A 23,942-nucleotide genomic window follows, 5' to 3' on the forward strand; every position below is an offset into this window, starting at 1 on the left:
TTACCCGCTGCTACAGGACGTCGTCGAAGAAGCCCGCGTTAGGCGGCGTACTTGGCGCCGAGTTAGGCGCTGCGGAAGGTGCGGTTGGCGGCGCGCCATGAGTGCGGGGTGCCAGGTGCGAGGAAGAAACAGGTTGTGCGGCTTCAACCGGCGTAGGCAGCCCGATACCCGTGGTGTCGTCATCCAACGCCGAAGCAGACTCGTCGTCCACATCCAACCAATCCGGACGGTTGCGGTTGCGCCGTTTGTCATTGATGCGGCAGAACTGGAACGCGGACTCGATGAGGACCTCGAGCGCTACGCCCAAGACGATCATCGAGAAGACTTCCTGGCCCGGAGTAACCACCGCCGCGAAGATGAGGATGACCACAAAAATGATGCGGCGCTTGTTCCTGATCACTCGGTATTCCAAGATGCCGATGATGTTGAGCATGACTACCAGCAGCGGGATCTCAAAGCTCACGCCGAAGATGAGGAGCATCGCGAGAAGGTAGTAATAGTAGCGCTCACCAGTCAGAGCGGCCGTTTGGAACTCCTCGCCCATGCTCATGAGGAACTCAAGGCCGACGGAGAGAATGTAGTAGGCCAGTACGGCGCCGCCAACGAAGAGAATGACGGCGGTGGTAACGAAGATGAAGGTGTACTTCTTCTCGTTCTTGTGCAGGCCAGGCACGATGAACGCCCAGATTTGGTACAGCCAAACCGGTGAGGCCAGCACAGTGCCAGCGAGTGTGCCCACTTTCAAGCGCAAAGTCAGCATTTCAAACGGGCTGGTGGCCAAGAGGCGGCACTCCCCGTCAGCGCTGAAGGAGGCGCGGCGCTCAGCAGGAAGTTCACAATATGGGCCACGCAGGATCTCGCCTAGCGGGCGCAGCCCCAAGGGAGCTTGTTCGTACCAGATGAATCCGATGACGGCGCCGATGGCGAGCACGACGAGTGAAATGACGATGCGCTTGCGCAACTCCTGAAGGTGCTCAACCAGCGTCATCTCGCCCATGGGATTGGACTTACGCTTGCCGAACCTCTTGAGCAGGGGTCGCTTACGCGCTGGCCTTTGTTGGCCAGCAACACTTCCCTGTGCAGACATTGACATCGACCTTCCGTGAAAAGAAAAATCTGGAACAAATAAAGCGCCTCCGACACGGCTAATGCGTGTCAGAAGCGCTCACCACATCTATGAGTTTGGGTTGCCTTCAGAACGCGGCTGGGACTGGCGAGGCTGCATTTCCGGGCTGTTCCAGAACTCTTCGTCAGTCTGCTTCGCAGGCTTTGCGAGCTGGCCCTGCTGTTCATTCTCAGCCTTCATCTCGTTGACCTCAGACTTGAAAATGCGCATCGAACGGCCCATAGAGCGAGCCAGCTCAGGCAGCTTCTTGGCGCCGAAAAGCAGGACGACGACGAGGAGGATAATAAGTAATTCCCTAGGACCGATTGGCATGGGTGCCTCTTTCTGTTCGACAGGCTCATGTGGAGCTGGTCTATTGAGTTAACTTTCGGCTATTGAGTATAACGCTCAAGGGCCGTGATTCGCCGATCTGCAATTGCTTGAACAAGTGGTTCAGGGCCCACGACTCGCACTCTATCAGCTTGGCTGAGTGCGAAACGAATAAACCAGTCCTCGCCGCCAATTGGCATCGTTGCAGCTACACGACCATTTTTTAGTGTCTCACCTAAAGTTATATCGTGCTGCTCAGCAAGCCAAGTGAATTCTGGTTGAATCTCTAGTTGCGCAGTCTTGGCGTGTCGCATTTCGAAAGGCTGGTCAGGGTCAAAGTCGAGCTGACGAACGCGCGGATTAGCCTTTTCTTCCAGCACTTTTACTTGACGCATGCGGTCAAGGCGGAAGGTGCGGTGTGCGCCTACAGACTCGTCCCAGGCCACGAGGTAGGGCTCCGATTCGAAGATGAAAATACGCGCCGGATCGACGGTACGTTCCTTTTCTTGGTTGCTTGATGCGGACCAGTACTTGAAGCGCACGCGTTGGCACTTGTCGACGGCGCCCGCAAGCGCGGCCTGCACCTCGGACTCAGTGGGGTCGATGTGCGCCAGCGAGTCGTAGATGGCTGCGGTCTTTTCGTCCATGATGTCGCGCAGCTTTGCAGCGGCGGACCGCACAGCGGCAGTGTCGATTAGACCCGGCATGGCTTCCAAGGACTCGAGGGTCAGCAGCAACGCGCCCGCCTCCGTAGGCGTGAGACGCAGTGCCTGGGTCAAGCCCTGATCGTTGTAGATCTGGATACCGTCGCGGTAATCAAAGGAAAGATCGATGAGGTCCTCTGTATTACGCCCAACGCCTGAACAAAAGAGGCGATCCACCGCGTCCTTGAGCTCCGCTGGTGTCATCCCCAGGTCCGTGGCGGCCTCCATTGGGCTTTGCCCTGGGTGGTTGCGGAAATAGGGAATCAGATTAAGTGAGCGCACCAGCGCCTGGAGCTTTTGGGAACCATCAGCCATGTCTACTTCTCCCCTTCCTGCGGGCGTTCTGCGGTAAGCAGCTCGATGATGGCGGCGCGAACCGCGGCGGGCTCGAGGACCTCAACGCCTGGTGCATAGCTAGCAGCAGTGCGAACAAGCCAGTCCTTTTCCACCCCATTCATGGCATAGAGCCCATCTTCCCGCTGTTTGCCAGCAGCAGCGAGCTCGAGCGCGCTGCCCTGCGGGATCGAAACGAGCGCGTCCACGGTCTCGCCGCGTTGGAGAGCCTCAACAACGAGGTCTTGCAGCGGGCCAGGCACAGTAAGGTGCGTGGCGTCCTGGCGCGACCTTTTGACGTTATCGATGCGCGTTGCACGGAACACGCGGGCCGCCTCACGGTCAACGTCCCAGCCAACCAAGTACACGCGGCTGTTGTGGTTGACTAGTCCCCACGGGTCCATCGTGCGCCGCACTGCCGGCGAGGAGGGCGTGGCGTAGTAATCAAAAGTAATGCGGAGATGCGCGCGCACCGCCGTGATGACTGCGGTGGTCAGCTCCGGGCTGATGCGGGTGATGTCGTTGACCGCAACGTAGACGGGTGCGCCGCTCAGGTCGCGGGATGCACCAGAGGCTGCGATCTTCGTCCACGCCGACAGCGTGAAGTCACTCAAGCCGCCTGGCTTGCCAATTCCGCCAGCCACGCCCAAGACCATGGCCTCCTCAGGAGTGAAGTCAACGGGCGGCAGCTGGTACTCGTCCTGGTTGAGGCGGTACATCGATCCATCCTCGCCACTGGAGTGGACCACTGGGACACCCGCGCGCTGCAGCGTGACGACGTCGCGCGAGAGCTGTTTTAAGAAGGCCTCATCGCTGCGATTCTGATAGCCCTCGACATTCTTGCGGATCCAAGCCGCGCTGCGGTCCGGGCTGCCGCCACCATGTGCCGCGCCTTGCAAGGCAAAGGAAAGGTTGGTCAGCCGCTCGACGGCCTCGTCGCGCTTTGCCGGATTCCCTTCAGCCATGCGGGCATGCTCCTTCACATCGGTTATATGCAAACAGGTTTATTTAAGAATACAGCGCGCATACCTGCACCGCGCCAACCATACGCACGGGATATAGGCAGGCACGGGAACTAGGCGTTGTGCTCCATGTAGTCTAACAACGCTTGCAGGCGGGGATCCTCTGAAACGAACGGGTCAGAAAACTCCTCCGTCATGGGCTCAGGGCGGTTGACCTTCAAGCGTGTCCAGTCCACAGTGACATTAGATCCCAGCCTGCGCGCCTCCGCCAGGAACTGCCCGCGCAACTTGGCGCGCGTGGTCTGCGGCGGGGTGTTGATGCACTTAGCAATTGCTTCGTCAGTGGTCCAACGCTCCACCATTCCGCGGCTTTCCAAGATGCTGAACAAACCGCGGCCCGGCCGGATGTCGTGATAGGTCAGGTCAATCTGTGCCAGCTTCGGGTGGCCCCACTCCCCGCCCAGGCGGTCGCGGTAACGGTCTAGCAGTCCGCGCTTAATAACCCAATCGATCTCGCGGTCAACGCCCGAGAAGTCCTGGGTCTCAATGGCATGCAATGTGCGCTCCCACAAGTCGACCACGCGCGCCATCTCAGCCGACGGGGTGCCTGCGTCTTCGCGCTCGTTAAGCCAGCGGCGGGCGGCGTCGCATAGCGCCTGCTGCACCTCCAACGCAGTGATCGTGGAACCATCAGCCAATGGCAGCGGCGTTCGCCCCGTCGTATCCCTGGCAATCTCGCGAATGTGGTGAATCGGATCAACAACCTCGAAGCGCGGAACGTCGAATCCGGCCTCGAACATCTCCAGCATCAACAACGCAGAGCCGACCTTGAGCGCCAACGTCGGCTCGGACATGTTGGAATCGCCCACGATGACGTGCATGCGGCGAAAGCGCTTTGAGTCACCGTGCGGCTCGTCGCGGGTGTTGATGATGGGGCGCGAACGAGTGGTCGCGGAAGAAACGCCTTCCCACACCTGGTCGGCGCGCTGCGAAAGCAGGAAGTGCGCTGATTCCTCGCCTCGCGCGGGCTGAACCTTTCCCGCACCGCAGATCAGCTGGCGGGTAATCATGAATGGAAGCAGGGCTACGCCCAAATCCTTGAGCACCACGTGCCGGCTGATGAGGTAGTTCTCGTGGCAACCATAGGAATTGCCGACCGAGTCAACGTTGTTCTTGAACAGGTACACCGCGCGGGGCTGTTGTTCCGCCGCGAGAGCTTCCTCAGCGCGGCGTGCTAAGTCATCAACCACGCGGTCGCCAGCGCGCTCATAGTTGATGAGCTGGGTGAGGCTATCGCACTCCGCGGTGGCCACCTCCGGGTGGGAACCTACATCGAGGTACAAGCGTGAGGCGTTGGGATGAAAGATATTCGAGGAGGAGTACTCGTCCACCACGGGACGGAAAAGGATGCGGGCGATCTCGTCCGGAGTCATTCTCCGTTGATCGCCGCTGGCACTCGAGGTGATTCCGTATTCGGTCTCAATTCCCATAATGCGGCGGGCATAGACCGGACCTGTGGCGAGTTCCCCCACGATTATTCGCCGCCCTTTTGTACGTAAGCGCGCACGAATTCCTCGGCGTTGTTCTCCAGCAGTCCGTCGATCTCGTCAAGGAGATCCTCGGTGCCGGCGCTGTTGATGCTAACCTGGCCTGCGGCCAAGTCCTCAGATGCGTCGCCGTCGTTTCCGCCGTTGCCAGCGTTGACCTGGGATTGGTTTCCACTCATAGCTCTACTTTTCCTTTCTTAACCATGTTTAGAGTACTCGACGTTTACGCCCATGTGGCCGAGCTTGGCCAATAGCTCCTGGGAGTCTGCGGAGTCCGCAATGAGCTTCTCGACGTCGTCAGCGCCAAGCCCGCGCGTATCGTCCAGCGCTACGGTTGCCGTGCCCGTCGGGGTGCGGAAAGACAGTGTCTGCCAGCTGGCCGCCAGCAGATCTTCGCTGTACTTCTGCGTGATACTGCCGCGGAAGAAGGCGCGGGTGTCGCGAGGCGGATTATCCGCAGCGCGGGCGATGTCCTCATCGCTGACGAGCGTGCGCATGCGTCCCTTGCGCACGAGCGCGTGGTATAGCGACTTCGCTGGGTCGATGTCAGTGTACTGAAGATCGATGAGCGCAAGCTTCGGGTTCGCAGGATCCACGCCGCGGTCCATATAGCCCTTGATGAGCTGGTACTTGGCCACCCAGTCCAAGAGATGCGCTGCCGACATTGGGGCGGCAGACAGCAGGCCTGTCACCTCGTCCCAGGCTTCGAGCACGCGCTTGTCGACGTCCGTCACCGCAGCGACGCGCTTGCGGTAGACCGCGAGAATCTCGAGTGCTGTGAGTTCGCGGTCGTCTTTGAGCTGCAGCTTGTGGGTCAAGGTGAGGTCGTGGCTGACCTTAGATACCTCGGCCACGGCGTCGCGCAGCTGCAGATCGCTAAAGTCAACGCCGGCTTCGATGGCATCGAGGACCAAGGAGGTCATGCCCAGCTTCAAGAAGTTTGAGGTCTGCGACATGTTCGCGTCGCCGATGATGACGTGCAGGCGCCCGAAGTCCGCTGCCACGGCATGCGGCTCGTCACGAGTGTTGATGATGCCGCGGTTGAGCGTGGTCTCTAGCGAGATCTCCTGCTCGATGTAGTCGGCACGTTGGGAAATTTGGAAGCCGGCCTCCTCGCCGTCTTGTCCCCTGCCCACGCGTCCTGCACCAATGACTACCTGGCGGGCGACAAAGAAGGGAATGAGTCCCGCAGCGATGTCGCCAAAGTCGGTGCTGCGGCGATACTGGTAGTTCTCGTGGGAACCATAGGAAGCGCCTTTGCCGTCCACGTTGTTCTTGTAGAACTTCAGCGGCGGGCACGGATCATGGTTGGCGAGCACCGAGGTGCCCTGCTCTGTGAGCTCCGCGACGGATGCGGCGGCGCGGCGCAGGATGAGGTCACCGGCAGCGTCGTAAAGCATGGCGTCCCAAGCATTGGTGCACTCTGGCGAGGAATACTCGGGGTGTGCGTGATCGACGTAGAAGCGCGCACCGTTGGCGGTGACCACGTTGGCAACACCAATGGCATTGGGGTCCACGATGGGTACCGTCTGGTAGCGCTTGAGGTCGAAGCCCCGGGAATCTCGCAGCGGGTGCTCCTCGCGGAAATCCCAGCGCGAGCGGGCCCCTGTATGCAGCGCGGCATAAGCGACGACCGCGTGAGTCGAGGTGACAATAGGTGACATCTCCGGGTTAGTTGGCGTGGAGATGCCGTATTCAGTTTCAGTTCCTAAGACGCGTGCCATGAGGTGCTCCTAAAACCCATCAGCTCAACGCGGGTGACCTCGGCGCCGGCCTCGGTTCCCGCGACAATCTTTGTCCACTCCTCCGGGCTTGCGGAGGTTGGGACATACTCGGACTCCGCTTGCTCCGCGGCGATCGCTTGGCGCAAGTGATTCTCGGTGATGCCTTGGGCTGCGCGGGCATCCCCGGCCAGAGCCTCCTTGATGGCCAGCTTCTTCGCGCGGGCGATGATGTTTGCGATCATCGCGCCGGACACGAAGTCGCGGTAGTAGAGAATGCGCGGCTCATCGTTCAAGTAGTGCAAGCGCACGAATGGGCGCTCCGAATACAGATCCTCTACCGCGGCGTCGATAAGAGCATCGACATCGCCCTGGTGCGGGACCTTTTCCCCCAAGTGGCGGGAGAAGATATCGCGTGCGCCCTGCTTGTTGGGGCGGTTCACACGAATCTTGATGTCGAGGCGGCCCGGGCGCATAATCGCGGGGTCAATGAGTTCCTCGCGGTTGGTGGCACCGATGACGATGACGTTGCCCAGCTTCTCGACGCCGTCGAGCTCCGTCAACAGCTGTGGGACCACGGTGGTCTCCATATCGGAGGACACGCCGGAGCCACGCGTGCGGAAGATGGACTCCATCTCGTCGAAAAAGACGATGACAGGACGCGCGGCGTCGAGAGCCGCCAGCTCGCGGGCGCGCTCGAAGATGAGGCGAATGCGGCGCTCGGTCTCGCCGACATACTTGTTGAGCAGCTCTGGGCCCTTGACGTTGAGGAAGTAACTCGGGCCGGCGCTGCCCATCTTATTGGCAAGAGAATTGGCCACTGCCTTGGCGATCAGGGTCTTGCCACAGCCGGGAGGGCCGTATAGGAGCACGCCTTTGGGCGGCTCGAGGTCATACTGGCGGTAGAGATCCGGATGCAGGAAGGGTAGCTCCACGGAGTCGCGGATTTGGGAGATCTGCGCGTCGAGGCCGCCGATGTCCTCGTAGGTGACGTCAGGAACTTCCTCCAGCGAGAGCTGCGCAACCTCGGTCTTTTCGATCTTCTCTAGTGCGACGCCGGACTTGGAGTCGATGAGGATGGTGTCGCCAGCGCGTACGCCCTCGCGGAGACGGGTGGCGAGCAGAACGACCTGTTCCTCACCAGAGGAATTAGCCACGATGGCGCGAGAGTCATCGACTTTTTCCTGCACGGTGGCAAGGTTGCCGGTATCTGGATGCCCGCAGCCTTCGACGACCACGAAGCCGTCGCCAAGCCGCACCTGCTGGCCCACGCTGAGGCTGCCCGGCTCCAAGTTGGGCGAGATCTTCAGGCGCATGGGCCTGCCGTTGGTATAGACCTCGGCATCACGGCGGGAGTCGTGCTCGCGGCCTGAGTATCCGAGGAAGACGCCATAGGTCGAAGCAGGCTCGGAAAGGGCGTTGACTTCAGCGAGCATCTGCTGCAGCTTGTTGCGAGAGTCCTGCAACAAGGATGCGAGCTTGGTGTTGCGCTCGGCGAGCTGATCAATCTGCCGTTTGAGGTCGGCGGTGTGACTTGCGTCGTTCATAGCTACACACTAGCGCGTACGGCTCTCCGCAAGGTTAGGTACCCCTCATTCGTGAGGGTGCACCCTGGTGTGCTGTGTTTGGCGCGCAGGGCTTGGGCGGCGTTACTTGCGAGCGCGGCGCTGCGGGCGCGGCGGGGTTACGCCGTCGGCAAGGCGGCGCGTCCAGATGAGGAATGCGGTGTGTGCGTTCATGCGGTGTTCTGGGCGGGTAGCCAAGCCCTCGACCTTCCACTCGCGCACGAGGGACTCCCAAGCCTTAGGCTCGGTGAAGCACTGCAGCTCGCGGATGCCCTCCATGACCTTCATCAGCTGTGGGACGGTGGCCACGTAGGTCATGAACACGCCGCCAGGAATCAGGATGTCGCGCACCTTCTCGAGGTGCTCCCATGGCTCGAGCATATCGAGGATGACGCGGTCAACTGGGCCGCCCAACTCGTCGACGGTGACATCGGCCAAGTCACCCAAGCGCGGCGACCACCACTCCGGCTGATTACCGAAGTATTCCTTGACGTTGTCCACCGCGTACTCGAGATGATCGTCGCGAACCTCGTAGGAGAAGACGTGGCCCTCTGGGCCCACAGCACGCAGCAGAGTCATCGAAAGCGCGCCAGAACCCGCGCCTGCCTCCAGGACGCGGGCGCCCATGAAGATGTCGCCCTCCACCAGGATCTGAGCAGAGTCCTTGGGGTAAATGACGGCGGCGCCGCGCGGCATCGACAGCACGTGGTCCACCATGAGGTGGCGGAAGAGCAGGAAATCGCTGCCCAAAGTCGAGCGCACGACAGAGCCCTCGTCCATTCCGGCGATCTCGTCGTGGCGGATGATGCCCTTGTGCGAGTGGAATTCCCCGCCCTCTTCGAGCACCACGGTGTAGTGGCGGCGCTTAGCATCGGTCAGCTGGACGCGATCGCCATAGTGAAATGGTCCGGAGTAAGGCATCGTGGGGATTCCTATGCTTTCTGTGGAGAGGGTCTAGTTAACCTACCAAGTATGCCTCAATGGCCTCGCCCATCCATACTTGGTCGCGTTCGCCGACCATTTCGCGGGCCGAGTGCATCGAGAGCATGGGCACTCCGACGTCGACAGTGTCGATGCCGAGCCGCGTTGCGGTGATGGGGCCGATGGTGGAGCCACACGGGACGTCGTTGTTGCCCACGAAGCGTTGGAAAGGAACTCCTGCTCGCTCACACGCGCGTTCCCACAAGGAAACAGTGGTGGCGTCGGAGGCATAGCGCTGATTACCGTTGATCTTGGTGACCGGACCCTTGCCGATGATCGGATGGTGTGTCGGATCGTGCTTGCCTACATAGTTCGGGTGTACGGAGTGCGCGGCGTCGGCAGATACGCAGGAGGAGCGTGCGAACATCTGGTAGCGCTCCTCTTCGTTGGCGCCGAGTGCGCGGCCGGTACGGCCCAGCACGTCCGCCAGGATTGGACCAGCAGCACCAAAGCGGGAGGAAGAGCCCACCTCCTCGTGGTCGAAGGCGGCCATAACGAGGACGTCGTTATGCGCAACCGCGCCCTTCTGTGCCGCGTTCTTCATGGCTACTAAGGAAGCATGGACCGAAGCCAGGTTGTCCATACGGCCAGCTGCGATGAGTGGTTCACCGACGCCGAAGACGGCACCGCGCTGCGCGTCAGCGGTGATGAGATTAAAGGCCGAGATCTCGTCTTTTTCCACACCGATCTTTTCCGCAACGACGCTCAAGACGGAGGCATCAGGAGTGCCAACGGAAAGCACTGGCTGCATGTTGTGCTGGCGGTCCGGCTTGAACTCGTCTTGACGGTAGAGGTGGATGGCCAAAGAAGGCAGACGCAGGATTGGGCCGGTGTTGACCAGGTGGTGCTCGCCATCCTTGGTGACTACCTGGCCAGCAACGGTGAGCTCGCGGTCGAACCACGTATGCAGGAGCGCGCCGCCGTAGATTTCCACTGCGACTTGCTGCCAGCCGGCGGAATCAAAGTCCGGGGTGGGTTTTAGGACCAAGCCTGGTGAGTCAGTGTGAGAGCCTACGATGCGGAAGGCCGAGTTCTTGTCCGCACCTTCGGGCACATACCAAGCCATTACTGCGCCACCGCGAACCATGACGTGTCCGCCAGGCGCCGCTGACCACTCGGCGGATTCATCTTGACGGACGAAGCCTTCCTCCTCCAATTGGCGCGCTACTTCGTGCGCTGCGTGATAGGAAGAAGGGCTTGCAGCAATAAAATCGAGGAACTCATCCGAAATACTCATACCCCCTACTTTGCCATGAATGCTCGGGCGCTAGGCTAAAAGGACCATGGCTGATGCACGCACTCCCCGACCGCTGGCGCTTTCACCGTCACGGGCCTCTGACTATAAGCAATGCCCATTGCTCTACCGCTTCCGAGCAATTGACAAACTCCCCGAACCGAAGACGCTGGCACAGGTGAAGGGAACGCTGGTTCACGCGGTTCTCGAAAACACCCACAAGCTTCCCCGTGAGCAGCGCGACTACCCCACTGCGGTGAAGATGATTAAGCCGGAGTGGGAGAAAATGGTGGCGGCGGATTCGGAGCTTAAGGAGCTGGTGCCTGACGACGCCACTCTCGACTTCTTCGTCTCTGCCCGGGACCTGGTCAAGGGTTACTTCCAGATGGAAAACCCGCAGGGCTTCGACGCCCAAGAATGCGAGATGTACGTCGATACTGTCTTGCCCAACGGCGTACCGGTCCGCGGATTTATCGACCGTGTTGATGTGGCGCCAACGGGCGAGGTGCGCGTTGTTGACTACAAGACGGGCAAGAAGCCGCTCCCCCGTTACAGCCACGATGCCCAGTTCCAGATGCGTTTTTATGCGCTGGTCTATTGGCGCATCCTCGGGACCATTCCAGCCCAGCTGCGCCTGATGTACCTCAAGGTGCTGGACTCGATGTTCCTTGCACCAACTCGGGAGGAGCTGGAGTACTTCGAGCGCGACCTTGGCGATTTGTGGGCGAAAATCGAAGGTGACGGCAAAGAGGGCGTCTTCCGGCCAAAGACCTCGAAGCTGTGCGGCTGGTGCTCCTTCCAAAAGCTGTGCCCCGAGTTCGGCGGCACCCCTCCGGAGTACCCGGGCTGGCCCGGGTCCACGGCGGACGTTTCCTAGTTAACAGCTAGCAACTCATAAACAAAGGCTGCCGAGTACACATTGTTATCTTCGAGTACTCGGCAGCCTTTTTTGATTTTCTGTCTTTAGAACAGACCAGAGATGGTTCCGTTGGTGTCAACGTCGATGTTGTTCGCGGCCGGCTTCGTAGGCAGACCCGGCATGGTCATGACGTCGCCGGTAAGGACGACGATGAATCCAGCGCCGGTACGTGGCAGAAGCTCGCGCACATGCAGGGTGTGGTCTTCCGGTGCCCCCAGCGCAGACGGGTTGTCCGAGAAGGAATACTGCGTCTTAGAGATGACGACTGGGAATTCATTCCAGCCGTTGTCCTTGATGTACTGCAGGTCCTTCTTCGCCTTGGGGCCATACTCGATGTGGGTGGCACGGTAGATTTCCTTGGCGACGGTCTCGATGGACTTCTCGACGCCCTCTGCTGGGTCGTAGAGCTGGTGGGCTGCGCCGTCCTGCAGGTTGTCGATGAGCGTCTGAGCAAGTTCCTTTGCGCCTTCGCCGCCCTTGCCCCAGACGTCTGCCTCGGCGAGAGCAACACCGAAGTCCTCAGCCCACGTGCGCATGAACTCACGCTCGGCGTCGGTATCGGTGAAGAAGGAATTCAGAGCGACAACTGGGCGTAGGCCAAACTTCCGTAGGTTCTCTACGTGGCGCTCTAGGTTTACGATGCCCTTGCGCAGCGCATCCAGGTTTTCGGTGGTGAGGTCTTCACGAGCCTGGCCGCCGTTGTACTTCTGGGAGCGGATGGTTGCTACGACCACTGCACCGGCGACGTCGAGATCGCCAAAGCGAGCCTTGATGTCCATGAACTTCTCGCCACCAAGGTCTGCACCAAAGCCAGCTTCGGTGAGGACGATGTCGCCGAACTCCATAGCAGTCTGGGTAGCCAGCAAGGTGTTGCAGCCGTGGGCAATGTTGGCGAACGGGCCGCCGTGCACGAATGCCGGGGTGCCGCCCAGGGTCTGGACCAAGTTCGGGTTCAGGGCATCGCGCATAAGCGCGGTGAGCGCGCCTTCTGCGTTGAGCTCACGTGCGGTGACGGGCTTTTGATCGTAGGTGTAGCCGACGGTGATGTCACCGAGGCGCTTCTTCAAATCCTCGAGGTCCGTAGCCAAGCCCAGGATTGCCATGATTTCGGACGCTGCGGTGATGGTGAAACCAGTTTCTGCCGGGACTCCGTGGGCGGGTCCACCGAGTCCGGTGACGACGTTGCGCAGTGCACGGTCGTTGACGTCGAGGCAGCGCTGCCAGGTCACGCGTCGAGGATCGATGCCTAGTTGGTTGCCTTGATGGATGTGGTTATCGATGATTGCCGCAAGAGTGTTGGTGGCGGCGGCAATGGCGTGGAAGTCACCGGTGAAGTGCAGGTTGATGTCTTCCATTGGGACGATCTGAGAGTAACCGCCGCCAGCGGCACCACCCTTGATGCCCATGACTGGGCCTTGAGAAGGCTCGCGCAGAGCGACGATGGCCTTGTGGCCGAGGAGGGAGAGCGCATCGGTGAGGCCGATGAGCGTGGTGGACTTGCCTTCGCCGGCAGGAGTTGGCGAAACACCCGTTACCAAGACCAGCTTGCCCTTGGGCTTAGAGTGATCCAGCTTGGTGATGTCGACTTTGGCTTTGGTGTTGCCGTAAGGGATGAGAGCTTCTGCCGGGATGCCGGCGCGGTCTGCGATATCGGTGATGGGCTCGAGGTGGTGAGCCTGGGCGATTTCAACGTCTGTCAGGTGGGTAGTCATGGCTTTATGCTACCGAGAAAAAGCCGCTTGATCCGGCCAAATTCAAAGATTTGGGGGCCAAGCGGCTGGCTTTAAACTTACCTTTTGTGGTGGGTAATTCAGGTGCCTCAAGAAGCTAGGCGATAACTGCACCCAAAAGGTAGCTCAGCAGGACAGAGGCCACGATGGAGACCGTACCCGGGATGAGGAATGGGTGGTTGAAGACGGCCTTTCCGATGCGGGTAGAACCAGTATCGTCCATCTCGACCGCTGCAAGCAGAGTTGGGTAGGTCGGGAGAATGAACAGAGCAGAAACTGCTGGGAATGCTGCCAGCGCGGTAAGTGGGCTTGCACCCAGAGCGAGAGCAGCTGGAAGCAGTGCCTTGGTGGTAGCTGCCTGGGAGTACAGGAGCGCTGCTGCGAAGAAGAGAACCACGGCGAGCATCCACGGAGCGGACTTGATGATGTCACCAGCCATTGCCTGGATGTCTTCGAGGTAGTGGTTGATTAGGGTGGTGCCGAGCCAAGCGACGCCCAGAACACACATCGAGGCAGACATGCCGGACTTGAACACTGGGGTGTTGAGAACGTCCGCGGCCGGAATCTTGGTGATCATCACGATGAGTGCAGCGGCGGTCAGCATGACCGTCATGATTGCCTCGTTACGTGGCAGGGTCGGGTCGGTGATGAGGCCGACCTGCTCAGAGGTCAGGGTTGCCCAGATCATGACGATGACGATGGCGGCGAGGAAGATACCGATGGAGGCCTTAGCGCCCTTCTGGACAGTATGGCCGGACTCCCCCTTCGGCTTCGATACGAGGCCTTGTGCAAGGCGCTCCTGGTAAACCGGATCGTCGTCGAGTTCCTTACCGGCGTGGTTGGCAAGCCAAGCAGCCGGGAAGATGCTCAGGAAGGTAGCTGGAATCAATACTGCGAGAAGCTGCAGGTAACCAATGCCTACTGGCTCGAGGAGCGAGGCCAACAGGACGACTGCTGCGGAAATCGGGGATGCACAAATTGCCATCTGTGAGGCAACGACGGCGATGGACAGCGGCCGGGAAGGACGAACCTTGCCTTCCTTTGCGACCTCGACGATAACCGGAAGAGTAGAGAACGCAGTGTGGCCGGTACCAGCCAGTACGGTCATCAACCAGGTAACGATTGGTGCGTAGTAGGTAATGCGGCGAGGGTTCTTACGCAGGAAGCGCTCTGCGACATAAACCAGGTAATCCATGCCGCCAGCGCGCTGCATCGCCGCGATGGCAGCGATAACGGTCATGATGATGCCGATGACATCGAATGGGATGTCTTCGCGGGTAACGGGGATACCGGTAAGGCCAAGGGCCAGTACGCCGAGGCCGCCGGCCATACCGATACCGATTGAGCCGATGCGGGCGCCCAAGTAAATTGCCGCAAGGACAATGAGGATATGGACTATAACCATGAGAGTCTCCACAGGTTTGAAATGAATGGCTTCCTCAGCCCAAATTCATGAGGGAGCCATGCTCTGTCCCTCCTATTGTCCCCCAAACAATGTGGCTTTTGTTAGCCAAATCGCCCGTTTGTGTTTGTTCCCACATATTTAATTCTTTATATTACGGTTGGTTAATTGAAATTCACCAAACCCCCTGGATATACAAAAAGCCCGGTTCGAACGAAGCTTTCCGTCCTCGCGTCACCCTGCCCTTTTAAGGGGGTGCCACGAGTCGAAAACTAGTCCGAAACGGGCTTTTGAAACTCTTATCTCTTAAGGCCGCGCAGATCCCCACACGGCCTTAAAGTGGGAATTAATCCTCGTCGACGTAGAGCTGGCCGCGGAACTCTGGGTGCATAAGGTTCTCTACGGACAGGACCTTCGACAGGGTTGCCTCGTCCATGAGACCCTTCTCCAGGACTAGCTCCTTGACGCCCTTGCCAGTCTTCAGGGACTCCTTGGCGATTTCGTCACCGTTGTGGTGGCCGATGAACGGGTTGAGGTAAGTGACGATACCGATGGAGTTCTCGACGTATGCGCGGCAGACATCTGCATTTGCGGTGATGCCAGTGACGCACTTCTCGCGGAGTGTATCAACGGCGTTGCCCATGATGCGGATGGACTGGAACAGTGCCTCGCCGATAACCGGCTCCATGACGTTGAGCTGGAGCTGGCCGGCTTCAGCGGCCATGGTGACGACGTGGTCGTTACCGAAGACCTTGAAGCAGACCTGGTTGACAACCTCTGGGATAACCGGGTTGACCTTACCCGGCATGATGGAGGAACCAGCCTGGCGAGGAGGCAGGTTGATTTCACCCAGGCCAGCGCGTGGGCCAGAGGCCAGCAGGCGCAGGTCATTACAGATCTTGGCGAGCTTCATGGCGGTGCGCTTGATCACGGAGTGCAGAAGCACGTAAGCGCCACAGTCGGAGGTTGCCTCGATTAGGTCGCGAGCGGTCTTGATCTCGAGGCCGGTGACCTCGGACAGGGCGGCGGTGACCTGGTGGCGGTAGCCGGCTGGGGTGTTTACGCCGGTACCAATTGCGGTTGCGCCGAGGTTGATTTCCAGCAGACGCTTCTGAGCGTCACGCAGGACAGCTTGCTCTTCGGCCAGGTTGTGGGCGAAGGCCTTGAACTCGTCACCAAGGGTCATTGGGACTGCGTCCTGCAGCTGGGTACGGCCCATCTTCAGAATGTCCTGGAACTCGTTGCCCTTCTCGTGGAAGGATGCCTGCAGCGCGTCGATGCGCTCAATGAGGGCATCAAGCGAGAAATACAGGCCGAGGCGGAAACCGGTTGGGTATGCGTCATTGGTGGACTGCGACATGTTGACATCATCGTTCGGGTTGATGATGTCGTAAGCACCCTTTTCCTCGCCGAGGTACTCGAGAGCGAGGTTTGCCACAACCTCGTTGGTGTTCATGTTCAGTGAGGTGCCAGCGCCGCCCTGGAATACGTCCAGTGGGAACTGGTCCATGCAGCGGCCCTCATCCAGAATTTGGTCACAAGCCCAAATGATGGCTTCTGCCTTCTTCTTTGGCAGAACGTGCAGACGGCGGTTTGCCATCGCGGTGGCCTTCTTTACCATCACCATGCCGCGGATAAAGTCCGGGATGGTGTTGATGGTTACGTACGAGATTTGGAAGTTGTCGATTGCGCGAAGGGTGTGGACACCGTAGTACGCGTCATTCGGAATTTCCAGGGAGCCGAGAAGGTCGGTCTCGGTACGAGTCTTCTTCGAAGACTTCGTTGCCTTAGCAGCATCCTTTGCTTCAGAGGCGGATGGCTTTACACCTTCCTCCTTGGCGTCAATCTCTACATCCTTCTTAGTGGTCTTAGCCATTTGGCGGGACTCCTTAGTAGGTTAATGCTCGCTATTTATTCACGAACATTTTGAACGATGAAAGGGTGAGTAAACTCAACGCCCATCGTAGCCAGCCCCGCCGTATGGGTGCCCGATCTATGGGATAAATCTAATAATTACCCCTAAAAGCGGGCGATACGGAGATCGGAAGCCAAAATGGCTTCGGCGCCCAGCGCAGATAGCTTGTCCATGATGTGGTTTGCCTCCTTGCGTGGGACCATTGCGCGGACCGCTGCCCAGTTCTCGCGAGCTAGCGGAGATACGGTCGGGCCGGTGAGTCCTGGCGTAACTGCGGATGCGGCATCGAGATTATCCGTCGAAACGTTGTAGTCAATCATCAAGTAGTTACGTGCGTGCAAAATACCTTGGATGCGGCTGAGTACTACTTGCTCGGCAGGCGTGACTTCCTGTCCCTCGCGCTTAATCACCACTGCTTCAGAGGTGATAATTGGCTCGCCAAATGGCTCGAGCCCCTGCTGTCGCAAGGTGGTGCCTGTCGAGACAACGTCAGCGATCGCATCGGCGACGCCTAGGTGGATGGAGATCTCTACCGCGCCGTCGAGGCGAATCACCTCGGCCTCAATGCCGCGAGTCTTTAAGTCGTCACGAACCAAGTTCGGGTACGAGGTAGCAATGCGCTTTCCAGCGAGCTTCTCAACCGTCCAGTTTTCGCCTTGGCGGGAGGCATAGCGGAAGGTCGAAGTGCCAAAGCCCAGGCCGAGGACCTCGTTGAACTTGGCCTTGGAGTCTCGGGCAAGGTCGCGGCCAGTGATGCCAAGGTCTAATACACCTTGTGCGACGTAAATAGCGATGTCTTTGGGGCGGAGGAAGAAAAACTCAACGTCGTTCGCCTCGTCGACGATGTTAAGGGCTTTGTTATGGCCGCGGCCTTTGTAGCCTGCTTCGGCCAAAATCTCTATTGCTGCCTCTGACAGTGAACCCTTATTAGGGACGGCAATCTTGATCATGATGGAACCTTCGCAATAAGCCACATCGCTCTTGCTGCGTTAGCAATCAGAGGGCGGTGGGAGTCTTAAGTGAATGGGATGACGTTACGGGAAACGCGTTTACAGATATTTGTAAATGTCTTCTGGCTGCAGGCCGCGCTTGAGCATCATGACCTGAGTCCAGTAGATGAGCTGGGACATTTCTTCAGCGAGTTCTTCGTCCGACTGATATTCGGAAGCAATCCAGACTTCGCCAGCTTCCTCGATGATCTTCTTGCCAAGATGATGGACGCCCTTGTCGAATGCTTCTACGGTGCCGGAACCCTCTTGGTGGGTGGCAACCTTCTCGGACAGTTCAACAAAAAGCGACTCAAAATTCTTCACGGTTTCCTATTCTTCCACAGATACGCATACAATGTCATAATTGGTGTTTAAAATATCTCTTCTGGAGCTACCACTACCCTATTTGTGAGGGCTTGACCTACCTGCATCAACGGCGTACTTATGAGGCGTCTAGCTTCGAATCTGCGCAAACCACGCGTAAATGTCAGCGGCGCCCGCGCCGTGCAAGTGGCGAGAATTATGCAGGGAGGATATTTCCACAACCTCTTCTGGGACCTCCACGCGATTGTCTTCCGGGAGACCAATGACCGTGCACCCCGCGTCAACGGCGGCGCGCATACCTGCGGCTGAATCCTCGAAGACCAAACAGTCACGCGGGTCCAAATCCAATCGACGGGCCGCTTCGACATACATGTCCGGGGCCGGTTTGCCTGTGGGTACTTCGTCGCCACAGATCGTGTCCACAAAGAAGTGCTCGCCCAACTCAGCGATAGCGGAGCCAGCCACATAGCGTTCCGTATTGGTGGTGACCATCATCGGGATCCCGTCGGCGTGGAGCTCGCGCAACAGCTCCGGCACACCAGGGAAGATTTCGAGATTGCCGTGGAAGAGGCCTTTTACATAGTCGAACATCGCCATGCGGTAACGCTCGACTTCATTTGGGGCAACCTCTACCCCAGCCAAGCCTGCGCAGATATCTAGCGTCGTCTCAAAAGTGACACCGACTGTGGCCAAGCGCTCCTCGTGCGTCATTTCGTGGCCCAAAAGGCTCGACAGATAAAGCGTCGCCTCCGCCCACAATGGCTCCGAATTGGTCAGCGTTCCGTCCATGTCCCAAAAGATGGCAGCGGGACGGATAGTGTGGTTAGGAGGGGTCATAAAGAGTGAATGTGTCTTAGAAATCTAGCTCTGGAAGTTGAGAAAGGGCATCGTCGTCAGCGCCCGTGGCGGCGGATGCGTTGTAGATCAGTTCAGTGAGCTCTTCCTTTTCCTCCGGCTCTAAGATGGCGTCAGCATTCTTGCGGTTGAAGGCGCCGAGTTCCTCGACGGAGCGGTTGATCACAGCCGTCAAAGTCGGGCCATCAGGATCGTCCGGCAATGCATCGAGGTCGTCGAAAAGCTTCTCCACAATGGTGCGCAGCTCCGGCAACGCTGCTGCATCGAAAGGCGCTTCCCAGAATTCCTTCTCATCTTCTTTGAGGTAGCTGCCGGTGGCAAAAGACTCTAGGTTGCTGATGAACTCATCAATGTTGGGCTGAAAATCTACGCGAATGCTCATGCAGTGAATTCTGCCCTAAGTTCCCTAGGCCCGCACGCCAAGCAGCGAATCAAGTGCGGTGCGGATGAGCTCCCCAGCCTCGTCATTGTTCGCGCCGCGATCTGCAGATGCCCACGCATCAACGGCCGCAAGTACAGCTGGGGTGTCCAAGTCGTTGGCCAGTGCCCCGCGGATTGCGGCCACGAGCTCCTGCGCAACTTCGAGAGAACCTGGGTTCTGCAGCGCATCGCGCCATACTCCGAGGCGCTCATTTGCCTGTTCTAGGACCTCATCGGACCAGTCGCGTTCAGCACGGTAGTGGCCTGCGAAGACACCGAGACGGATCGCGGAAGGATCAACGCCTGCTTCCACCAACTTGTGAACGAAAACCAGGTTGCCCAGCGACTTCGACATCTTGACGCCGTCGAGGCCAATCATGCCGGTGTGGACATAAACCTGGGCCATGCGCTCTACCCCAAGGGCCGCTTCAGCATGGGCTGCGGAGAACTCATGGTGCGGGAACTTCAAGTCGCTGCCGCCTCCTTGGATATCAAAAGGCGCGCCTAGGCGGTTGGTCGCAATGGCAGAGCACTCGATGTGCCAACCAGGACGGCCCGGGCCAAAGGGAGAATCCCAGGCAGGCTCGCCTTCGCGGTGCGCGCGCCAGACCAATGCATCCAACGGGTTGCGCTTGCCGGGGCGATCGGGATCACCGCCGCGTGCGGCAAAGAATTCCGCCATCTCGGCTGCGGTGTAGTTGGACTCGTAGCCAAAGTTCTTAGTGGCGTCGATCGAGGCATAAACGTCGGGGAACTCAGGATCGTCAACTACGTAAGCCGCGCCGGCGTCGATAAGCTTGCTCACCATCTCAGTGACTTCATCGATGACTTCCATTGCGCCCACGTAATCCTGCGGCGGCAAAACGGAAAGAAGCTCCATGTCGGAGCGGAACAAATTGATCTGCGAGGTCCCCAGCTCACGCCAGTCCACTCCGTCGCGCTCAGCGCGCTCGAACAGTGGGTCATCAACGTCGGTGATGTTCTGGACGTAGTGCACCTGGTAGCCGTTATCCAGCAGCTGGCGGTAAGCCAAGTCGAACGTCAGGTAGGTCGCTGCGTGGCCCAAGTGCGTCGAATCGTAGGGGGTGATGCCACAGACGTACATGGTGGCAGTTTCGCCGCTGACCTCTACCTTGCGGATGGTTTCATCCGCAGAATCGTAAAGATGCAGTGCGTGAGGTTTCCCGGGAACAGTATCAACGCGGGGTGTGGGCCAAGAATGCATGCGGTCTATCGTAGCCCCGCACCCGCACCTAATGCACGTTCAGATGCATTAGGCATGAAGTAAATCCTCCTAAGGCTGCAGGACGCCGAGCGCCAGCAGAATCATCACCAGAATGCCCACTGGGATGCGGTACGCAGCGAACCACTCGAAGGAGTGGTTGCCCACGAACTTCAGTAACCAGGCAATGGAAGCATAGCCAATGACGAAGGCGATGAGCGTGCCCACCAACAACTGCGCGCCAGTGGCGGACTGGCCGACGGAGGGGCCAAAGGCGTCGCCAAGCGAGAAAAGCCCCGAGGCCAGCACAGCAGGAATGGCGAGCAGGAAGCTAAAGCGCGTGGCGACCTCGCGGTCCAAACCCATGAAAAGGCCGCCCGAAATGGTACCGCCGGAGCGCGAGACACCTGGGATGAGCGCAAGGCACTGGCATAGGCCCATGACCACGGCATCTTTCATCGTAAGCTCGTCGAAACCGCGCTCCTTCTTGCCCACCCGTTCGGCCGCGATGAACACGAAGGAGAAGATGATGAGCATGGCGGCGGTAATCCACAGGTTGCGGAGGTTATCGCGAATCAGGTCTTTACCAACAACGCCCAAGATGCCGATCGGAATGGAGCCGACGATGACCATCCACCCCATCCGATAGTCCTGGCCCCGCTGCTCCTTGTTGAAAAGTCCGCGGAACCAGCCGGTGATAATTTGCCAAATCATGCCGGCAAAGTAGACCAAGACGGCTGCTTCAGTACCCAGCTGAATGACTGCGGTAAAGGAAGCACCTGCATCCTCGCCCCAGAAGAGCTCTGAGATGATGCGAAGGTGCCCGGAGGAGCTCACGGGTAGAAACTCCGTGAGGCCTTGGACGATGGATAGGACAATGACCTGGATCCAGGACATCGCGTCTGTTGCTGCTGCGGTATTCACTCGGGAGAGCATACATACCGCGGCACACTTCGGGATTTACCCACGCTGGCTGCTACGATAAACAATCGTGAAAGCACAGGCCAAGACAAAGAAATTGATGCCTCTAGCGCTGGCCATTAGCACTCTCGCGTTGAGTGCATGTCAGCCGGAAACGGGAGTCGGAGGAGATCCTGACTCGGCTCTGAAGGCAAACGCTACCCCGGCGCCGAGTTCCTCGTCTGCCGGCAAACCCGCTGGCAAGCTCGCCCAAGTTGATGCGGATGTCGTTGACTTGGCCGCTCATGGCGATACCATTGCAGCGCGGACCAAGGCAGAACTTTTGGTTGGCTCCCAGAAGGACTTCCTAGGCGGTTCCCCGAAGAAGGTTGCCATCGATGACAGGTGCGGCGACCTTAGCTCTTCCGAGCAAGGCTTTGTCCTCGCGTGCGGCGACAAGGTCTTGCTCATTGACCCCGCCAAGCCGGAAGCGCCTGAAGAGGTCGCAATGGAAGAAGAAACTCCGGTCACCGTGGCCACGCAGCTTTCCTCGGGCGAGCTCTTCGTCGGTTCCCACGAGTCCAACGCCGTGGGCATTTACGTCGATGGCAAGCGCGACCGCGAGATCAAGGTCGAGGAAGGCTCAGATCAGCTGTTGGCCGTTCCGAATCTCGACGGCACCGATAACGTGGTTCGAATTCTGCGCGCTGACTCCACGATTCAGTCCATCGACTGGGAGAAAGATCGTGCGGGCGGCCGTTTGCGTGCGGGTCAAGGCATCGGCCAGATTGCGGTTGGTGAGGGCGCGATTGTCCTCGGCTCCGACACCTCCGGCAAGCGCCTGGCGGTCTATACCGCGGACGACGTAATCCGCCTCCACCAGTACGGCAACGTCGACGGCACCCCTTGGGCCGTGGCCTGGGACCCTGCTCGCAAGCTGGCATGGGTGACCACCACCGATACCGGGAAGGCACATGCGTTCTCGATCGAATCCGGAGTGCCGATGGCTAAAGGTAGCGTAGACACTGTCGCTGATGCGCAAAACATCGCCGTGCTTGACGACGCCACCCTCGTCACCGCCTCAGCCACAGGTGACGGCATCCAATTCATTTCCGATCCTGACGTGAAGTAGGACCCCAAAATGCAACAAACACGTGTCGATAAGGCCCGCAAAGCGGCGTATCAGCTTGCTCTGAAGGGCATGTTCAAACTTTCGCCAGAGCGTATCCACCTCATCATGATCGGTGCCCTCAGCGGTCTGCAGAAAGCGCCCTTCTTGCACCGTGGTCTGCACAAGATTGTACCGGTTAATGATCCGGTCCTCTCGCAGGAAGTATTTGGAGTTACCTTCCCGCGCCCGCTGGGTTTGGCAGCTGGCTTCGATAAGAATGCAACCGCGGCGGATACCTGGAGCGGCGTGGGCTTCGGCTACGCGGAGCTAGGCACCGTGACTGCGAAGGCACAGCCTGGTAACCCATCCCCTCGCCTGTTCCGTTTGAAGGCAGACCGCGGCATTCTCAACCGCATGGGCTTTAACAACGAGGGTGCCGCTGCGGCGGCACGGCACCTACGTGCTCGAAAGACCTCTGACGTCATTGGTATCAACATAGGCAAGACCAAGGTGACTCCGGCTGAAGAAGCCGTAGCGGACTACCGCCAGTCTGCTTCCGTTCTTGGCGACTTGGCCGACTACCTCGTGGTCAACGTTTCTTCGCCGAACACCCCGGGCCTGCGTGACCTTCAAGCGGTCGAGTCCCTGCGTCCGATCATGGCTGCGGTTCAGGAATCCACCTCTTCCCCGGTTCTGGTCAAGATTGCCCCGGACCTTTCTGATGAGGACGTTGACGCCGTGGCAGACATGGCCGTTGAGCTTGGCTTGGCGGGCATCGTGGCAACCAACACCACCATCTCCCGTGAGGGGCTCAAGACCCCAGCCGATAAAGTTGCCGCGATGGGCGCTGGTGGCGTCTCCGGCCCTCCTGTGGCAGCTCGTTCCCTGGAAGTTCTAAATCGACTGCACGAACGCGTCGGCGATAAATTGGTGCTTGTTTCTGTAGGCGGAATTGAGACCCCCGAACAGGCCTGGCAACGCATCGCAGCGGGTGCTTCCCTCCTACAGGGCTACACCGGACTCATCTACGGTGGCCCGGACTGGATCCGGGACATCCACCGTGGAATCGCGCAGCAGATTCATGCGCACGGCTTGCGCAACATCTCTGAGGCAGTCGGCTCTGGGCTGCCTTGGAAGAGCTAAGCCCCAAAAATAAAAGCGTCCCTGCCTCGATTCCTTTAGCTGAGGCAGGGACGCTATTCTTGCCGCTACTGCTGTGGTGGGACCTTGGTCATGCCGGTGCGCCTAATGATGAAGGCACACAGCAATGCGCCGACAAAGTAAGCGAATACGAGCGGCTGGCCAGTGACCATAAGCGGCTCGGTGGGCATGAAGCGGCCCGCCACGATGGCGATGAGCGCCATAACCAGGGCGATGAGCTGGGTGCGGCTGCCCTTCTGGTCTTTGCGAACCGTGCTGAATGCGCCGACCAAGATCGCAGCGAAAACAATGAACACCACGTTCCACGTCCACTCGAAGGGGGCGCCGAATCCGTCGTTGACGATGGCGAGAACCCCCAGCAACACGAGCACGAAGGCCAGTGCTGAAAAGGCACCGCCAACGCGCCATGCTAAAGGAATTGTCACGCCCTCGGGGTTATCCATGGCAGGATCGCCTGCGTGTCGATTGTTTCCGGCGGTTCCTTCGATGGGTGAATGCTTGTGGCTCATAGA

The 23,942-nt window shown here is 59.1% G+C and carries 23 protein-coding genes; 3 read left to right on the forward strand and 20 right to left on the reverse strand.

The genetic code is table 11. The annotated features are described in order from the left end of the window. Positions 1 to 10: 10 nt before the first annotated feature. From tatC to I6I72_RS00450, 10 genes are all read right to left on the reverse strand, one after another. Entirely contained in the window at positions 11 to 1,087 is a 1,077-nt protein-coding gene (tatC, locus tag I6I72_RS00405) for a twin-arginine translocase subunit TatC (protein WP_005531498.1), read from the reverse strand. 87 nt (positions 1,088 to 1,174) lie between these two features. Next, entirely contained in the window at positions 1,175 to 1,438 is a 264-nt protein-coding gene (tatA, locus tag I6I72_RS00410; RefSeq protein WP_046645989.1) for a Sec-independent protein translocase subunit TatA, read from the reverse strand. Positions 1,439 to 1,497: 59 nt separating this feature from the next. After that, positions 1,498 to 2,454, reverse strand: a complete 957-nt coding sequence (locus I6I72_RS00415; protein WP_201807274.1) for a helix-turn-helix transcriptional regulator — start codon at positions 2,452 to 2,454, stop codon at positions 1,498 to 1,500. Between the two features lie 2 nt (positions 2,455 to 2,456). Next, the gene (locus tag I6I72_RS00420) at positions 2,457 to 3,437 is read right to left on the reverse strand and encodes a helix-turn-helix transcriptional regulator (protein WP_049145792.1); all 981 of its coding nucleotides are present in this window, start codon (positions 3,435 to 3,437) and stop codon (positions 2,457 to 2,459) included. A gap of 110 nt (positions 3,438 to 3,547) precedes the next feature. Then, positions 3,548 to 4,924, reverse strand: a complete 1,377-nt coding sequence (gene pafA, locus I6I72_RS00425; RefSeq protein ID WP_049145931.1) for a Pup--protein ligase — start codon at positions 4,922 to 4,924, stop codon at positions 3,548 to 3,550. A gap of 44 nt (positions 4,925 to 4,968) precedes the next feature. Further along, complete coding sequence (locus I6I72_RS00430) at positions 4,969 to 5,160, reverse strand: ubiquitin-like protein Pup (protein ID WP_005531508.1); 192 nt, start codon at positions 5,158 to 5,160, stop codon at positions 4,969 to 4,971. An 18-nt stretch (positions 5,161 to 5,178) separates the two neighbouring features. Further along, complete coding sequence (gene dop, locus I6I72_RS00435; protein ID WP_201807285.1) at positions 5,179 to 6,705, reverse strand: depupylase/deamidase Dop; 1,527 nt, start codon at positions 6,703 to 6,705, stop codon at positions 5,179 to 5,181. Beyond that, the gene (gene arc, locus I6I72_RS00440) at positions 6,690 to 8,249 is read right to left on the reverse strand and encodes a proteasome ATPase (RefSeq protein WP_049145795.1); all 1,560 of its coding nucleotides are present in this window, start codon (positions 8,247 to 8,249) and stop codon (positions 6,690 to 6,692) included. Before arc ends, dop begins: the two co-directional genes overlap by 16 nt. A gap of 102 nt (positions 8,250 to 8,351) precedes the next feature. Beyond that, a complete protein-coding gene (locus I6I72_RS00445) occupies positions 8,352 to 9,188 on the reverse strand; it encodes a tRNA (adenine-N1)-methyltransferase (RefSeq protein ID WP_070508578.1) in 837 nt (278 codons plus the stop codon). Positions 9,189 to 9,225: 37 nt separating this feature from the next. Continuing rightward, positions 9,226 to 10,485: a M18 family aminopeptidase gene (locus I6I72_RS00450; protein ID WP_049145799.1), complete on the reverse strand. Its 1,260-nt coding sequence runs from the start codon at positions 10,483 to 10,485 to the stop codon at positions 9,226 to 9,228. Positions 10,486 to 10,531: 46 nt separating this feature from the next. On the opposite strand from I6I72_RS00450, the gene I6I72_RS00455 reads away from it, so the two are divergent. Next, entirely contained in the window at positions 10,532 to 11,359 is an 828-nt protein-coding gene (locus I6I72_RS00455; RefSeq protein ID WP_034657506.1) for a RecB family exonuclease, read from the forward strand. Positions 11,360 to 11,445: 86 nt separating this feature from the next. Here the strand turns inward: I6I72_RS00455 and I6I72_RS00460 are convergent, their stop codons facing one another. The 9 genes from I6I72_RS00460 to I6I72_RS00500 all read right to left on the reverse strand — a co-directional run bounded on the left by I6I72_RS00460 (position 11,446) and on the right by I6I72_RS00500 (position 21,155). Further along, entirely contained in the window at positions 11,446 to 13,113 is a 1,668-nt protein-coding gene (locus I6I72_RS00460) for a formate--tetrahydrofolate ligase (RefSeq protein WP_049063567.1), read from the reverse strand. Positions 13,114 to 13,228: 115 nt separating this feature from the next. Beyond that, complete coding sequence (locus I6I72_RS00465; RefSeq protein ID WP_005531521.1) at positions 13,229 to 14,536, reverse strand: anaerobic C4-dicarboxylate transporter; 1,308 nt, start codon at positions 14,534 to 14,536, stop codon at positions 13,229 to 13,231. Between the two features lie 343 nt (positions 14,537 to 14,879). Further along, positions 14,880 to 16,409 (reverse strand): aspartate ammonia-lyase, encoded by a 1,530-nt coding sequence (aspA, locus tag I6I72_RS00470; RefSeq protein ID WP_049063566.1) that lies wholly within the window; start codon positions 16,407 to 16,409, stop codon positions 14,880 to 14,882. 143 nt (positions 16,410 to 16,552) lie between these two features. After that, positions 16,553 to 17,398, reverse strand: coding sequence for an ATP phosphoribosyltransferase (gene hisG / locus I6I72_RS00475; RefSeq protein WP_049063613.1), 846 nt, complete (start codon positions 17,396 to 17,398; stop codon positions 16,553 to 16,555). Between the two features lie 99 nt (positions 17,399 to 17,497). Beyond that, positions 17,498 to 17,761 carry a phosphoribosyl-ATP diphosphatase gene (locus I6I72_RS00480; protein WP_005531527.1) on the reverse strand — a complete coding sequence of 88 codons (264 nt, stop codon included), beginning with the start codon at positions 17,759 to 17,761 and terminating at the stop codon, positions 17,498 to 17,500. Positions 17,762 to 17,890: 129 nt separating this feature from the next. Then, entirely contained in the window at positions 17,891 to 18,598 is a 708-nt protein-coding gene (locus I6I72_RS00485) for an HAD family hydrolase (RefSeq protein WP_049063564.1), read from the reverse strand. Between the two features lie 16 nt (positions 18,599 to 18,614). Then, on the reverse strand, positions 18,615 to 18,998 hold the full coding sequence (locus tag I6I72_RS00490; protein ID WP_005531532.1) for a hypothetical protein: 384 nt from the start codon (positions 18,996 to 18,998) through the stop codon (positions 18,615 to 18,617). 24 nt (positions 18,999 to 19,022) lie between these two features. Next, on the reverse strand, positions 19,023 to 20,261 hold the full coding sequence (gene mshC, locus I6I72_RS00495; protein ID WP_110333207.1) for a cysteine--1-D-myo-inosityl 2-amino-2-deoxy-alpha-D-glucopyranoside ligase: 1,239 nt from the start codon (positions 20,259 to 20,261) through the stop codon (positions 19,023 to 19,025). 69 nt (positions 20,262 to 20,330) lie between these two features. After that, a complete protein-coding gene (locus I6I72_RS00500; protein WP_172454580.1) occupies positions 20,331 to 21,155 on the reverse strand; it encodes an undecaprenyl-diphosphate phosphatase in 825 nt (274 codons plus the stop codon). Between the two features lie 94 nt (positions 21,156 to 21,249). Here I6I72_RS00500 and I6I72_RS00505 point away from each other — a divergent pair, with 94 nt between their 5' ends. Together I6I72_RS00505 and I6I72_RS00510 are read left to right on the forward strand one after the other, a co-directional pair. Further along, the gene (locus I6I72_RS00505; protein WP_049063561.1) at positions 21,250 to 22,290 is read left to right on the forward strand and encodes a hypothetical protein; all 1,041 of its coding nucleotides are present in this window, start codon (positions 21,250 to 21,252) and stop codon (positions 22,288 to 22,290) included. A 9-nt stretch (positions 22,291 to 22,299) separates the two neighbouring features. Next, entirely contained in the window at positions 22,300 to 23,412 is a 1,113-nt protein-coding gene (locus I6I72_RS00510; protein WP_049063559.1) for a quinone-dependent dihydroorotate dehydrogenase, read from the forward strand. Positions 23,413 to 23,477: 65 nt separating this feature from the next. On the opposite strand, the gene I6I72_RS00515 is transcribed toward I6I72_RS00510, so the two are convergent. Further along, positions 23,478 to 23,939, reverse strand: coding sequence for a hypothetical protein (locus I6I72_RS00515; protein WP_236081471.1), 462 nt, complete (start codon positions 23,937 to 23,939; stop codon positions 23,478 to 23,480). Between the last annotated feature and the right edge of the window lie 3 nt (positions 23,940 to 23,942).

It is taken from the genome of Corynebacterium striatum (assembly GCF_016728105.1).
In the GTDB taxonomy this organism is placed as follows: Bacteria; Actinomycetota; Actinomycetes; order Mycobacteriales; family Mycobacteriaceae; genus Corynebacterium; species Corynebacterium striatum.